Origin of the sequence: Xanthomonas sp. BRIP62415, from assembly GCF_003993515.1 — a bacterium.
Taxonomy (GTDB): Bacteria; Pseudomonadota; Gammaproteobacteria; order Xanthomonadales; family Xanthomonadaceae; genus Xanthomonas; species Xanthomonas euroxanthea.
In genome coordinates, this window is sequence record NZ_QEZH01000010.1 from 80,182 (window position 1) to 94,998 (window position 14,817).

The 14,817-nt window shown below is 67.3% G+C and carries 10 protein-coding genes; all 10 read left to right on the top strand.

Annotated elements, in window-relative coordinates:
- Positions 1 to 67 precede the first annotated feature (67 nt).
- Positions 68 to 1,390, top strand: a complete 1,323-nt coding sequence (locus tag EO141_RS02460) for a hemolysin family protein (RefSeq protein WP_127168452.1) — start codon at positions 68 to 70, stop codon at positions 1,388 to 1,390.
- Positions 1,391 to 1,426: 36 nt separating this feature from the next.
- Complete coding sequence (gene purB / locus EO141_RS02465; RefSeq protein WP_119129075.1) at positions 1,427 to 2,794, top strand: adenylosuccinate lyase; 1,368 nt, start codon at positions 1,427 to 1,429, stop codon at positions 2,792 to 2,794.
- A 417-nt stretch (positions 2,795 to 3,211) separates the two neighbouring features.
- Positions 3,212 to 4,690 carry a cupin domain-containing protein gene (locus EO141_RS02470; RefSeq protein WP_164739031.1) on the top strand — a complete coding sequence of 493 codons (1,479 nt, stop codon included), beginning with the start codon at positions 3,212 to 3,214 and terminating at the stop codon, positions 4,688 to 4,690.
- Positions 4,687 to 5,610, top strand: a complete 924-nt coding sequence (locus tag EO141_RS02475) for a GNAT family N-acetyltransferase (protein WP_127168454.1) — start codon at positions 4,687 to 4,689, stop codon at positions 5,608 to 5,610. Before EO141_RS02470 ends, EO141_RS02475 begins: the two co-directional genes overlap by 4 nt.
- A gap of 105 nt (positions 5,611 to 5,715) precedes the next feature.
- Positions 5,716 to 8,619 carry a 2-oxoglutarate dehydrogenase E1 component gene (locus EO141_RS02480; RefSeq protein WP_180496936.1) on the top strand — a complete coding sequence of 968 codons (2,904 nt, stop codon included), beginning with the start codon at positions 5,716 to 5,718 and terminating at the stop codon, positions 8,617 to 8,619.
- 42 nt (positions 8,620 to 8,661) lie between these two features.
- A complete protein-coding gene (gene sucB, locus EO141_RS02485) occupies positions 8,662 to 9,876 on the top strand; it encodes a dihydrolipoyllysine-residue succinyltransferase (protein ID WP_104582743.1) in 1,215 nt (404 codons plus the stop codon).
- Between the two features lie 145 nt (positions 9,877 to 10,021).
- Positions 10,022 to 11,458: a dihydrolipoyl dehydrogenase gene (lpdA, locus tag EO141_RS02490; RefSeq protein WP_119129070.1), complete on the top strand. Its 1,437-nt coding sequence runs from the start codon at positions 10,022 to 10,024 to the stop codon at positions 11,456 to 11,458.
- A gap of 153 nt (positions 11,459 to 11,611) precedes the next feature.
- Complete coding sequence (locus tag EO141_RS02495; RefSeq protein WP_104648393.1) at positions 11,612 to 12,205, top strand: TIGR00730 family Rossman fold protein; 594 nt, start codon at positions 11,612 to 11,614, stop codon at positions 12,203 to 12,205.
- A 150-nt stretch (positions 12,206 to 12,355) separates the two neighbouring features.
- On the top strand, positions 12,356 to 12,958 hold the full coding sequence (locus tag EO141_RS02500) for a YigZ family protein (RefSeq protein ID WP_164739029.1): 603 nt from the start codon (positions 12,356 to 12,358) through the stop codon (positions 12,956 to 12,958).
- On the top strand, positions 12,955 to 14,724 hold the full coding sequence (locus EO141_RS02505) for an ABC transporter transmembrane domain-containing protein (RefSeq protein WP_104648392.1): 1,770 nt from the start codon (positions 12,955 to 12,957) through the stop codon (positions 14,722 to 14,724). The genes EO141_RS02500 and EO141_RS02505 overlap by 4 nt, the downstream gene beginning before the upstream one ends.
- Positions 14,725 to 14,817 lie beyond the last annotated feature (93 nt).

Consider the following 14,817-nt stretch of genomic DNA (forward strand, 5'->3'; position numbering starts at 1 on the left):
CCGACCCCTCACGCGCAACGGCGGACACGCCGCGTGACCGCCGCTGCACGGCACCGAGGCCGACGCCATGCTGGGTAATGTGCTGCTGTTGTTCGTCGCGTTGCTGCTGGTGCTGCTGAACGGCTTCTTCGTGGCCGCCGAGTTCGCGCTGGTCAAGCTGCGCCACACGCAGGCGGTGGGCCTGGCGCAAACCAACGGGTGGCGTGGGCGTCTGTTGCTCGGGGTGCATGCGCACCTGGATGCCTACCTGTCGGCCTGCCAGCTCGGCATCACGCTGGCCTCGCTCGGCCTGGGCTGGGTCGGCGAGCCGGCGTTCGCGCACCTGCTGCAGCCGCTGTTCGACAGCGCCGGCCTGTCGCCGGAAGCGGCGCAGTTCACCGCGCTGGCGATCGCCTTCAGCCTGATTTCGTTCCTGCACATCGTGCTGGGCGAACTGGCGCCCAAGACCATGGCGATCCGCCGCCCGGAGCGGATGTCGCTGTGGACCGCCGCGCCGCTCTACGTGTTCTATTGGCTGATGTATCCGGCGATCTGGGTGCTCAACACCAGCGCCAACCGCCTGCTGCGGGTACTGGGCTGGGGCGATGTGGAACATCAGTCGCACCGCTATTCGCGCGAGGAGCTGATGCTGATCGTCGGCCGCCAGGATCCGAACGCGGCCACGCCCGATCACGGGCTGGCCCTGATGAGCCACGCGCTGGAATTGCCCGACCTGGTCGCCGGCGACCTGATGCGCCCGCGCGAGCACATGCGCAGCCTGCGCGAGGGCATGACGCTGGAATCGGTGCTGGCCGAGTTCAGCGAGTCGCGCTACAGCCGCTACCCCTGGTTCGACGCCGATGGCGAGCAGGTGCTGGGCATCCTGCATACCAAGGATCTGCTGGTGGCGATGGCGCGCAGCCAAGACCTGGACGATCTGCGTCCGTTGCTGCGCCCGCCGACCCTGCTGACGCTGGAAACCCCGATCCCCAGCGCGCTGGAGAAGTTCCGCACCGGCACCACCCATCTGGCGCTGTGCGTGGAGGACCAGGGCCGCATCCTGGGCTTCTTCACCCTGGAAGACCTGCTGGAGGTGGTGGTCGGCGAGATCGAGGACGAGCACCGCCACGTGGTGCGCGATGCCCCGATCCGCAGCCAGGACGGCTCGCTGCTGGTGGCCGGCAGCACCTCGATCTTCCGCCTGGAGCGCCTGCTCGGCCGGGACCTGAGCGCGCCGGACCACGTCAATTCGGTCGGCGGGCTGATCGTGCACCGGCTGCAGCGGCTGCCCGAAGAAGGCGAGACCCTGGAACTGGACGGCCACGCACTGACGGTGCGGCGCATGGCCGGGCACCGGATCCAGGCGATCACGGTGCGGCCGATCGGCGAAGCCGGCGCCGGGGCGGCGTAGAATACGCACCCCCGCCAGCCTCCCAGTGCCCTGCCCATGTCGGATTCCGCCCTGCTCGCCCTGTCCCCGCTCGACGGCCGCTACGCTTCCAAAGTGGATGCGCTGCGGCCGATCTTCTCCGAATACGGCCTGATCAGGGCACGGGTCAAGGTCGAGATCGAATGGCTGCTGGCACTGGCCGCCGAGCCGGGCATCGCCGAGCTGGCGCCGTTCTCGGCCGCCGCCACCCAGACCCTGCGCCGCCTGGCCGACGATTTCAGCGTGAGCGACGCCGCACGCGTCAAGCAGATCGAGCGCACCACCAACCACGACGTCAAGGCGGTGGAGTACTTCATCAAGGAACAGCTCAAGGACGATGCCGAGCTGGGCCCGGCGCTGGAATTCGTGCATTTCGCCTGCACCAGCGAGGACATCAACAACCTCAGCTACGGCCTGATGCTGGAACAGGCACGCCGCGAGGTGCTGCTGCCGACGCTGGACGGCATCACCGCCACGCTGCGCAGCCTCGCCCATGCCCAGGCCGGCCAGCCGATGCTCTCGCGCACGCATGGCCAGACCGCCTCGCCCACCACGCTGGGCAAGGAAATCGCCAACGTGGTCGCGCGCCTGGAGCGTCAGCGCAAGCAGATCGCCGCGGTCGAGCTGACCGGCAAGATCAACGGTGCGGTCGGCAACTACAACGCGCACCTGGTGTCGTACCCGGAGCTGGACTGGGCCGCGTTCGCGCAGCGCTTCGTCGAGAGCCTGGGACTGGTGTTCAACCCCTACACCACCCAGATCGAGCCGCACGACAACGTGGCCGAGATCGGCGACGCCAGCCGTCGCGTCAACACCATCCTGATCGACCTGTCGCGCGACATCTGGGGCTACATCTCGCTGGGCTACTTCAAGCAGAAGCTCAAGGAGGGCGAAGTCGGCTCCTCGACCATGCCGCACAAGGTCAACCCGATCGACTTCGAAAATGCCGAAGGCAATTTCGGCATCGCCAACGCCTTGTTTGAGCATTTCTCGGCCAAGCTGCCGATCAGCCGCTGGCAGCGCGATCTCACCGACTCCACCGTCCTGCGTGCGCTCGGTACCGCATTCGGCCACACCCAGGTGGCGCTGGATTCGCTGGCCAAGGGCCTGGGCAAGCTGACCGTCAATCCGCAGCGCCTGGATGCGGACCTGGACGCGGCCTGGGAAGTGCTGGCCGAAGCCGTGCAGACGGTGATGCGTCGCCACGGCCTGCCCAACCCGTACGAACAGCTCAAGGCACTGACCCGCGGCCAGGGAATCACCGCCGCGTCCATGCAGGCGTTTGTCGAGAGCCTGCAGCTGCCGGAGCAGGACAAGCAGCGCCTGCGGGCGTTGACGCCGGGCGCCTACACCGGCCTGGCCGAGCAGCTGGCGCGCGCGATCTGAGACCAGCGGCAGTCAACGACCGGCATCGCGAGGCTCCATCCAGCCGTCAGGAGGAGTGCCATGGCATTGCGCTCACTGCTGTCCATGTCCCTGCTGGCATCGGTCGCCTGCGGGAGACAGGCCGCTGCCGCTTCCACCGCTGCCGCGTCGCAAGCGCTGGCAGGCGTGTCGACCACACGGTTGGGTCGGTGCCTTCGCCCAGCGACAGCCAGCTCTCCATCCACTGACCCGCCGATGCCGGCATCCCCCGTGCATGCCGGCCACGCATGGCAGGCACAGGTGCATTGAAATCTCCGCCACACCCGCCAGCAAGGCATCGCATGGCGGGCTGGGCGACAATAAGCCACTCCGCCGGCCGCACAGCGCCGGCCCTCCTGTCGGACCCGTGACACCATGAAAAAGACCGCCACAAAAAAGATCGCCGCCAGGAAAGGCGCGCCGCTGCCCTTCGAGGTCCACGCCACCGGCGACCAGCCCCTGGGCATGCCGGTCGAGCGCTTCCTGCGCAACTACTGGCACAAGCACCCGCTGCTGATCCGCAACGCGTTTGCGGACTTCCAGTCCCCGCTGCAGCCCGAAGACCTGGCCGGCCTGGCCTGCGAAGACGGCGTGCTGGCACGCCTGATCAGCCACGACCGCGCCACCGACGGCTGGGACGTACGCACCGGCCCGTTCCAGGAAACCGACTTCCCCGGCCTGCCCGACCATGACTGGACCCTGCTGGTACAGGATGTGGACAAGTGGGACGCGGACGTGCGCGCGCTGCTGGAACAGTTCCGCTTCCTGCCACGCTGGCGCATCGACGACATCATGATCAGCTTCGCCGCCACCGGCGGCTCGGTCGGCGCGCATGTCGACCATTACGATGTCTTCCTGCTGCAGGGCCAGGGCCACCGCCGCTGGCAGATCGACGCACGCGCGCAACAGGGCCGCAAGGCCGCGCCGCTGGCGTTCCGCGACGATGTCGAGCTCAAGCTGCTGCGCGACTTCAAGCCCACCCACGACTGGGTGCTGGGCCCGGGCGACATGCTGTACCTGCCGCCGCTGGTGCCGCACCACGGCGTTGCCGAAGACGCCTGCCTGACCTTCTCCATCGGCACCCGCGCGCCGTCGTCGGCCGAGCTGATCGGCGACTATCTGGATACGCTGATCGCCGATGCCGACGAGGCCGTGCGCTATCACGACGAAGACCTCAAGGTGCCGGCCGACCCGTACGAGATCGACGTCACCGCGATGAACCGCGTGGTCGAAGCGCTCAATGCCCTGCGCATGAACGACCCGGATCGGCTGGGCGACTGGTTCGGCCGCTTCATGACCACCTACCGCGCCTCCGGCGACGTGGTGCCGGCCCCCGAACCGATCCCGCGCGAGGCGGTCGAGCAGGCGCTGGAGGAAGGCGTGCTGCTGCACCGTCACCCCTGGTCGCGGCTGGCCTGGCGGCGCGCCAAGCGTGGCGCCACCCTGTTCTGCAGCGGCCTGGAATTCGCGCTGTCGGCCAAGGACGCCGCGCGCCTGGCCGCGGCCGAAGAGATCGATGGCACGCTGTATGCGCAGTTGTCCAACCGTGGCCGCGAGGTGGTGCTGGAGCTGCTGGCGCAGGGCCACTACCAGCGCGCCCATGAGGACGCGGAAGACGACATCCAGGACATCGACGACGACCAGGCCCATGGCCTGAGCCTGTCGGCCGACCAGGACGACGCCGAGGCCGACGCGCCGGATGCAGACGACGAGATCGACGCGGAGGCCGACGTCGAGCAGGTCGCCGATACCGCCGACGGCCCGGCCCAGGCTGATGAGGACGAACCAGCTGCCGACGCCGACCAGGACGATGACAGCGAGCTCGCCGACGACGCGGCAACGGACGCTGGCGACGACGGGTCCGACAACCGCGCATGAGCCCCCAGGCCGGCCCGCAGATCGTCTCGCTGGACCCGGCGTCCGACGCCGCGGCCCTGCGTGCGCTGCGCCTGGCCTGCGGCAGCGGCGACAGCGGCGCTGCCGAATGGGAAGCACTGGACCCGCTCAGCCTGCACCTGGCCCTGCGCAGCGAGGACGGCCAGTTGATCGGCTCGGTGCGGCTGACCGCGGATCGGCGCATCGACAGGCTCGGCATCCTGCCGGGCTGGCGCGGCCGCGGCCTGGCCGACCAGTTGCTCGCAGCCGCCGTCGCCACCGCGCAACAACGCGGCTGGCCCGGCCTACGGGCCCGCGTCAATGCAGATGCCGGGGCGGTGTTCGCACGCCTGGGCTTCCTGCCGGACACCTCTTCCGACCCGCATCCCGATCGCGCCGCAACGGCGGGCGATCGGCCTGACAGGCCGCTGCATCGCCGTCTCGACGGCCCGATGGCGGTGGACGACCTGGGCGCGGCGCAGGCCGCCACCACCGGCCTGCTGTGCGCCGCACGCCGCCAGGTCCTGATCTATACGCGGGCACTGGATCCGCCGCTGTTCGACAACGCCGCAGTGCTCGATGCGCTGCGCCGCTTCGCCACCGCCCGCCACGACAAGCGCGTGCAGGTGCTGGTGCAGGACACCGCCATTGCCGGCGCCAGCAGCAGCGCGCTGCTGCGGCTGGCCCAGCGCCTGCCCAGCGTGTTCCGCTTCCGCGCGGTCAGCGATCCGGTCGACAGCAGCTATGCGTCGGCCTATGTGGTGGGCCATGACGCCTACTACTTTCGTCCAACAGGCCATCGCTTCGACGATGGCGAAACCTGGCTGTCGGGCGCGGCGCGCAGCCGCCAGCTGGAGCGCGAATTCGCGCAGATATGGGAGCGCAGCGCGCTCTGGAACGAACCGCGCGCACTCGGCATCTGAGACCGCAGCGCCTTTCGCGCCTGGGCGCCAGGCGGCCGCACCTACCCGCTCGGTCAGCTTGCAGACGCCCCCTCACTGGCGCAAGGGGGTATAATTTTTCGAGATTTGAGACCGACCGATGGGGCATCTCGCCCTGCCGCTTCCGCACAATCATCCCCACAGCAGACCCGACTTACCATCGTGGATAATCTCCTAAAGCAGTTCGCACAGTCATCGCAGCTCGCCGGCGGCAACGCCGCCTATATCGAGGATCTGTACGAGCAGTACCTCGTCGCCCCGGACAGTGTAGACCCGAAGTGGAAGAGCTATTTCGATGGCTTCAAGGGTCGCGATGCCGGTGATGTGCCGCACTCGGCGGCCATTGCCCACATCCTCGCCGCCTCCAAACAGGCCGCCAATGCCGGAACCGGCGCAGGCGCCAGTGACGAGCGCGAGCGCAACGTCGGCCGCCTGATCACCGCCTATCGTGCGCGTGGTCACCTCGGCGCGCAGCTCGACCCGCTCGGCCTGACCCCGCCGGTCAACCCGCCCGATCTGGACCTGCCATTCCACAGCCTGTCGCAGGCGGATATGGACAGTGAGTTCAGCACCGGCGGTGTCGGTGGCCAGCCGCGCATGAAGCTGAAGGATCTGCTGACCCGCCTGAAGGCGACCTACGCCAGCACCATCGGCGCAGAGTTCATGCACATCCAGGAATTCGACCAGCGCCAGTGGATCTACAAGCGCCTGGAAGATGCCGGCGGCAAGATCGCCGGCGACGCGGCCAGCCGCAAGCGCACGCTGGAGCGGCTCACCGCTGCCGAAGGCCTGGAGCGCTACCTGCACACCAAGTACGTCGGCCAGAAGCGCTTCTCGCTGGAAGGCGGCGATGCGTTGATCCCGATGATGGACGAGATCATTCGCCAGTCCGGCAACGATCAGGTCAAGGACATCGTGATCGGCATGGCCCACCGCGGTCGCCTCAACGTGCTGGTCAATACGCTGGGCAAGAATCCGCGCAAGCTGTTCGACGAGTTCGAAGGCAAGTTCGAGCACGCCCACGACGACCGCGCGCACACCGGCGACGTCAAGTACCACATGGGCTTCTCGGCCGACATCGCGGTCGGTGGCGACAAGCAGGTGCATCTGGCACTGGCCTTCAATCCCTCGCACCTGGAAATCGTCGACCCGGTCGTGGTCGGCAGCGTGCGGTCGCGCCAGGAACGCTTCGGCGATGCCGAGCGCAAGACCGTGCTGCCGATCCTGATCCACGGCGATGCCGCATTCGCCGGCCAGGGCGTGGTGATGGAGCTGTTCCAGATGTCGCAGGCGCGCGGTTTCGCGGTCGGCGGCACCGTGCACATCGTGGTCAACAACCAGATCGGTTTCACCACCAGCGCCCGCGACGACGCCCGCTCCACGCTGTACTGCACGGACGTGGCCAAGATGATCGGCGCACCGGTCTTCCACGTGAACGGCGACGACCCGGATGCGGTGATGTTCGTGTCCAAGCTGGCCTACGAATTCCGCCAGCAGTTCAAGAAGGACGTGGTCATCGACCTGGTCTGCTACCGCCGTTGGGGCCATAACGAGGCCGACGAGCCGGCAGCGACCCAGCCGGTGATGTACCAGACCATCCGCAAGCACAAGACCACCCGCGAGCTGTACGCCGCCAAGCTGGAAAGCGACGGCGTGCTGAGCGCCGACGAGGCCAAGGCGCTGGTCGACGGCTACCGCAACAAGCTCGATTCGGGCGAATACACCACCGAACTGGCGACGCGCAAGCCGGACGAATTCGCCATCGACTGGTCCAAGTACCTGGTCGGCACCGCTGCCGATCCGGTCGATACCCGCGTCAAGCGCGAGCAGCTGGATCGCCTGGCCAAGCTGATCACCACGATCCCGGAAGGCGTGGAGCTGCATGCCCGCGTGGCCAAGATCTACGAAGACCGCGTCAAGATGGCCGCCGGCGACCAGGCCGGCGACTGGGGCTTTGCCGAGAACCTGGCCTACGCCACCTTGCTGGCCGAAGGCCACAAGCTGCGCCTGGTCGGCCAGGACGCCGGTCGCGGCACGTTCTTCCATCGTCACGCGATCCTGCATGACCAGAAGACCGACAGCTACTACCTGCCGCTGCGCCAACTGGTGCAGAACCCCGAGGACGCCACCATCATCGACTCGCTGCTCAGCGAAGAAGCGGTGATGGGCTTCGAGTACGGCTACTCCACCACCGACCCGAATGCACTGTGCATCTGGGAAGCCCAGTTCGGCGATTTCGCCAACGGCGCGCAGGTGGTGATCGACCAGTTCATCGCCGCCGGCGAAGCCAAGTGGGGCCGCATCGCGGGCCTGTCGCTGTTCCTGCCGCACGGCTACGAAGGCCAGGGCCCGGAGCACAGCTCCGCGCGTCTGGAGCGCTTCCTGCAGCTGTGCGCGTTGGAGAACATGCTGGTCTGCGTCCCGACCACCCCGGCGCAGTGCTTCCACATGATCCGCCGGCAGATGCGCATGACCACCCGCAAGCCGCTGGTGGTGATGACGCCCAAGTCGCTGCTGCGCCACAAGTTGGCGGTGTCGAGCCTGGAAGAACTGGCGGAAGGCGAGTTCCAGCATCTGATCCCCGACGCCAAGGCCGATGCCGGCAAGGTCAAGCGCGTGGTGCTGTGCTCGGGCAAGGTCTATTACGACCTGCTCGAAGACCAGACCAAGCGTGGCCAGGACGACGTCGCCATCCTGCGCGTGGAGCAGCTGTATCCGTTCCCGCGTGCGCAGCTGGCCGCCGAGCTCAAGGCCTATGCCAACGCCACCGACGTGGTGTGGTGCCAGGAAGAACCGCAGAACCAGGGTGCGTGGTACCAGATCCGCCACCACCTGAACTTCTGCCTGGCCAGCGGCCAGAGCCTGCATTACGCCGGCCGTGCCCGTTCGCCCTCGCCTGCCGCCGGCCATATGGCCGACCACATCGTCGAACAGCAGAAGCTGGTCGCCGATGCGCTACTCAATCCGTTCAACGACCAAGTCGCTGAATAACTCCTCTTCCCCAAAGAACGAAAACCCTAGGACGCTCCCCGAATGGCCACCGAAGTCAAAGTTCCGGTACTGCCCGAATCCGTTTCCGACGCCACCATCGCCAGCTGGCACAAGAAGGCCGGTGAAGCGGTCAAGCGCGACGAGAATCTGGTCGACCTGGAAACCGACAAGGTCGTGTTGGAAGTTCCTTCGCCGGTCGACGGCGTGCTGAAGGAAATCAAGTTCGAAGCCGGCAGCACCGTCACCAGCAACCAGATCCTGGCGATCATCGAGGAAGGCGCCGTGGCTGCGGCCGCACCGGCCGAGGAGAAGAAGGCCGATGCACCGGCACCTGCCGCTGCTGCACCGGCCGCCGCGCCGGCCCCGGCTGCCGCCGCTGCACCGGCTGCTGCCTCCAAGTCGGCTGCCGATGCGCTGCCCCCGGGTGCGCGTTTTTCCGCGATCACCCAGGGCGTGGATCCGGCCCAGGTCGAAGGCACCGGCCGTCGTGGCGCGGTGACCAAGGAAGACATCGTCAACTTCGCCAAGGCCGGCGGCGTGGGCAAGGCGTCCGGCGCCCGTCCGGAAGAGCGCGTGCCGATGACCCGCGTGCGCAAGACCATCGCCAAGCGCCTGATGGAGTCCAAGAACTCCACCGCGATGCTGACCACCTTCAACGAAGTGAACCTGGCCAAGGTGTCGGCCGCGCGCAAGGAACTGCAGGACGAGTTCCAGAAGGCGCACGGCATCAAGCTCGGCTTCATGAGCTTCTTCGTCAAGGCGGCCGCCAACGCGCTGCAGCGCTTCCCGCTGGTCAACGCCTCGATCGACGGCGACGACATCATCTATCACGGCTACAGCGACATCTCGATCGCCGTCTCCACCGACAAGGGCCTGGTCACGCCGGTGCTGCGTAACGTCGAGCGCCAGTCGTTCGCCGACGTCGAGCAGGGCATCGCCGACTACGCCGCCAAGGCGCGCGCCGGCAAGCTGGGCCTGGACGATCTGCAGGGCGGCACCTTCACCATCACCAACGGCGGCACCTTCGGCTCGCTGCTGTCCACCCCGATCATCAACCCGCCGCAGAGCGCCATCCTGGGCATGCACGCGATCAAGGAACGTCCGATCGCCGAGAACGGCCAGGTCGTGATCGCGCCGATGATGTACCTGGCGCTGTCCTACGACCACCGCATCATCGACGGCAAGGATTCGGTGCAGTTCCTGGTCGACATCAAGAATCAGCTGGAAAACCCGGGCCGGATGTTGTTCGGTCTGTAAGAGCCGGGAATCGGGAATGGAGATTGGGGAATGGGCAAGCACCCGTCGACCGCTCCATTCCCGCCTTGACTCGGATGGGACGCGAGCGGCGCATGCGCTCTTGCGATTCCCCATTCCCTACTCCCCATTCCCGTGAGCAAATGAAATGAGCGAACAATTCGACGTCGTCGTCATCGGTGCCGGCCCGGCCGGTTATCACGCTGCGATTCGCGCGGCCCAGCTGGGCATGAAGGTCGCCTGCATCGACGCGGCCATCGGCAAGGATGGCAAGCCTGCACTGGGCGGCACCTGCCTGCGCGTGGGCTGCATTCCGTCCAAGGCGCTGCTGGATTCCTCGCGCCAGTTCTGGAACATGGGCCACCTGTTCGGCGACCACGGCATCAGCTTCAACGACGCCAAGATGGACGTGCCCACCATGATCAGCCGCAAGGACAAGATCGTGAAGCAGTTCACCGGCGGCATCGCGATGCTGTTCAAGGCGAACAAGATCACCCCGTATTACGGCTTCGGCCAGCTGCTGCCGGGCAACATCGTCAAGGTCGCCCAGCACGAAGGCGGCGAGATCGAGCTCAAGGGCACCAACGTGATCCTGGCTCCGGGCTCGGAATCGATCGAGTTGCCGTTCGCCAAGTTCGAAGGCGACACCATCGTCGACAACGTCGGCGGCCTGGATTTCACCGCCGTTCCCAAGCGTCTGGCAGTGATCGGCGCCGGCGTGATCGGCCTGGAGCTGGGCAGCGTGTGGAAGCGCCTGGGCGCCGAGGTCACCATCCTCGAGGCACTGCCTGACTTCCTGGCGCTGGCCGATGCCGAAGTGGCCAAGACCGCGCTGAAGGAATTCAAGAAGCAGGGCCTGGACATCAAGCTCGGTGCCAAGGTCAGCAAGACCGAGATCACCGGCAGTGGCGATGCCAAGCAGGTGGTGGTCAGCTACACCGACGCTGCCGGCGAGCAGACCCTGACCGTGGACAAGTTGCTGGTGGCCGTGGGCCGCAAGGCCGCGACCAAGAACCTGCTGGCTGAGGGCACCGGCGTCAAGCTCAACGAGCGTGGCCAGATCGAAGTGGACGGGCATTGCCACACCGGCGTCGATGGCGTGTGGGCGATCGGCGACTGCGTGCGCGGCCCGATGCTGGCGCACAAGGGCTTCGAGGAAGGCATCGCGGTGGCCGAGCTGATCGCCGGCCTGCCCGGCCACGTCAACTTCGACACCATCCCGTGGGTCATCTACACCGAGCCGGAGATTGCCTGGGTCGGCAAGACCGAGCAGCAGCTCAAGGCCGAAGGCGTCGCCTACAAGGCCGGCAGCTTCCCGTTCGCGGCGATCGGCCGTGCGGTGGCCATGGGCGAGCCGGCCGGCTTCGTCAAGGTCATCGCCGACGCCGAGACCGACCGTGTGCTGGGCATGCATCTGGTGGGCGTGGGCGTGTCCGAGCTGGTGCACGAAGGCGTGCTGACGATGGAATTCAACGGCTCGGCCGACGATCTGGCACGCATCTGCCACGCGCACCCGACGCTGTCCGAGGCGGTTCACGATGCCGCGATGGCAGTGAGCAAGCGCGCGATCCATAAGGCTAACTAAGCCGGGAATCGGGAGTGGGGAATCGGGAATCGTAGAAGCATTCCCATTACCTCACTCCTCATGCTGACGCCGGACTTAGGTCCGGCGTCATGCGTTCTGGCTTCCGCTGTGCTTCGACCCATTCCCTATTCCCAACTCCCGATTCCCGTTCCCATGAAAAGCATCTGCGTCTACTGCGGCTCCAATGCCGGCAACAAACCCGCCTACGCCGAGCGCGCCACTGCATTGGGGCAGCGCATCGCCGCGCAGGGACTGCGGTTGGTGTATGGCGGGGGCAACGTCGGCCTGATGGGCACCGTGGCCAATGCGGTGCTGGCAGCCGGTGGTGAGGTGACCGGCGTGATTCCGCAGCAGCTGGCCGATTGGGAAGTGGCGCACCGTGGGCTGACCACGCTGGAAATCGTCGGCTCCATGCATGCGCGCAAGATGCGCATGTTCGAGCTGTCCGATGCGTTTGTCGCCCTGCCCGGTGGCTTCGGCACCATGGAAGAGATCTTCGAGATGCTGACCTGGCGGCAGCTGGGCATCGGCAACAAGCCCTGTGCGTTCCTGGATATCGAAGGCTTTTACGCGCCGCTGATCGGCATGATCGACCGCATGGTGGAAGAACGCTTCCTGCATCCGGACCAGCGCACCGACCTGTGGTACGGCGCCGACATCGAGCAGATGCTGGAGTGGATGCAGCACTACACGCCGGCGCAGGCCTCCAAGTGGATCGACGAGAAGCGCCGCTCCACCCTGGTGTAAAACGGCAGCGCCTGCGCTAACCGTCCTTGGGACTGCGCGCGCCCATCGCGCGCCCAGCCCGTCTCAATGCATCATCGAACACCCTCGATCTGCCGGCTTGCAACGGCAGTCACGACGGCCGCAGCGTCCGGCACGACCGGCTCGCATAGAATGGCGACGATGCTCGATACCCTCGCCGCTGACGCGCACCACAGCCTGGACATCAAGCACAGTCGCTTTGTGGCCAATGCTGCGGCACTGGACTCTCCCGCGCAGGCGCTGGAGATCGTGCAGCGCGTGTCCGTCGCCGATGCCACCCACAATTGCTGGGCCTATCGCTACGGGCAGGACTACCGGTCCAGCGACGATGGCGAGCCCAGCGGCACCGCCGGGCGGCCGATCCTCGCGGCCATCGATGGCCAGGGCTACGACCGCGTGGTCGTGGTGGTCACCCGTTGGTATGGAGGCATCAAGCTCGGTGCGGGCGGTCTGGTGCGTGCCTACGGCGGCACCGCGGCCGAATGCCTGCGGTTGGCGACGCGACAGCCGTTGATTGCGTTGTCGCTGCTCGATCTGCAGTGTCAGTTCGACGACCTGGGCCTGGTGCATGCTGCCTTGAGCGCCTTCCGCGCCGACAAGCTGGATGAACGTTTCGATGCGCAGGGCGCCGCGCTGCGCGTGCAACTGCCTGCCGATCAGCTGGCCAGCTTGAAAACACGCCTGTGCGACGCCACTCGCAACCGTGTCCATCTCTCATCACCGGAAGCCGCATGAACCAGCCAGCCGCCGCCAGGCCCAACCCATTGCGGAAGCTTGGCAGCCTGCGCACCCTGTGGCCGTTCGTGCAGCGCCAGCGTGGCCTGTTCGCCGCCTGGCTGATCGCGTTGGCCATTTCCTCGGCCGCCACATTGAGCTTGCCGGCGGCAGTCAAGCAGATGATCGACCATGGGTTTTCCGGCGGCTCGCAGATCAACCACGCCTTCGCGCTGCTGTTCGCCGTGGCGGTGGTGCTGGCGGTGGCAACGGCCGCGCGCTTCTATTTCGTCGCGCTGCTGGGCGAAAAGGTGGTCGCCGATCTGCGCGGCCGCCTGTATGCGCATCTGATCGGGCTGGACGCCGGCTTTCATGATCGCAGCCGCAGTGGCGAGCTGGTGTCGCGGCTGTCGGCCGACAGCGAGCTGCTGCGCGGGGTGATCGGCACCACCATGTCGGTGGCGCTGCGCAGCTCGGTCACGGTGATCGGCAGCATGGTGATGCTATTCGTCACCAGCCCGCGGCTGGCCGGCTTCACCCTGATCGGCATTCCGCTGGCGGTGCTGCCGATCGTGCTGGGCGCACGCCGCCTGCAGAAGATCTCGCGCGCCAGCCAGGACCGCGTGGCCGATGCCAACACGCTGGCGGCCGAAACGCTGGGCGCGGTGCGCACCGTGCAGGCGCATGCGCGCGAGCGCTACGAGAGCCAGCGTTTCAGCCAGGCCCTGTTCGCCGCGATCGATACCGCGCGGCTGCGCATCCGCACCCAGGCCATGGTCACTGCGGTGGCGATCATGCTGATCTTCGGCGCCATCGTCGGTGTGCTGTGGCTGGGCGCGCACGATGTGATCGCCGGACGCATGACGCCCGGCACGCTGGGACAGTTCGTGCTGTACGCACTGATCGGCGGCGGCTCGGTGGGTGCGCTGGCCGAGGTCTGGAACGAGTTGCAGCGCGCGGCCGGCGGTATGGGCCGGGTCGGCGAATTGCTCGACGAGCAGCCGGCGATCGTCGCGCCGGCCACGCCGCAGCCCTTGCCGCAGCCGCTGCGTGGTGCGATCCATTTCGACCAGGTGGTGTTTCATTATCCGCAGCGCCCCGATGCGCCGGCGCTGGACGGCTTCGACCTGCATGTCCATCCGGGCGAAACCGTGGCGCTGGTCGGACCCTCCGGCGCCGGCAAGAGCACGGTGCTGGCGATGTTGCTGCGCTTCCACGACCCTGTCAGCGGCAGACTGCGCATCGACGAGGTGGACCTGCGCCAGACCGACCCGGTGCTGCTGCGCGAACGGATTGCATTGGTGCCGCAGCAACCCACGTTGTTTGCCGCCAGCGCCGCCGACAACATCCGCTACGGGCGTCTGGATGCCAGCGACGCGGAGGTGCAAGCCGCCGCGGCGGCCGCCGAGGCCGATGGGTTCATCCGCGCCCTGCCGCAGGGCTACGCCAGCGAACTCGGCGAACGCGGCACGCGCCTGTCGGGCGGCCAGCAACAGCGTGTGGCGATCGCGCGCGCCCTGCTCAAGGACGCGCCGATCCTGCTGCTGGACGAGGCCACCAGCGCGCTGGATGCGCAGAGCGAACGCGCGGTGCAGCAGGCGCTGGACCGCTTGATGGAAGGCCGCACCACGCTGGTCATCGCCCATCGCCTGGCCACCGTGCTCAAGGCCGACCGCATCGTGGTGATGGAGGCCGGCCGCATCGTCGCGCAGGGTACGCATGCGCAATTGATCGCCGAAGGCGGCCTGTACGCCGAACTGGCGCGGCTGCAGTTCATCGACCAGTGACGCCTGGGTGACCCCGGCATGTGCTGTCATGCCGGGGTGTCCGCGGCAGCGGCCCGGGCCGACCCTGCGCCCCCACGCGCCCCACCCCTGACG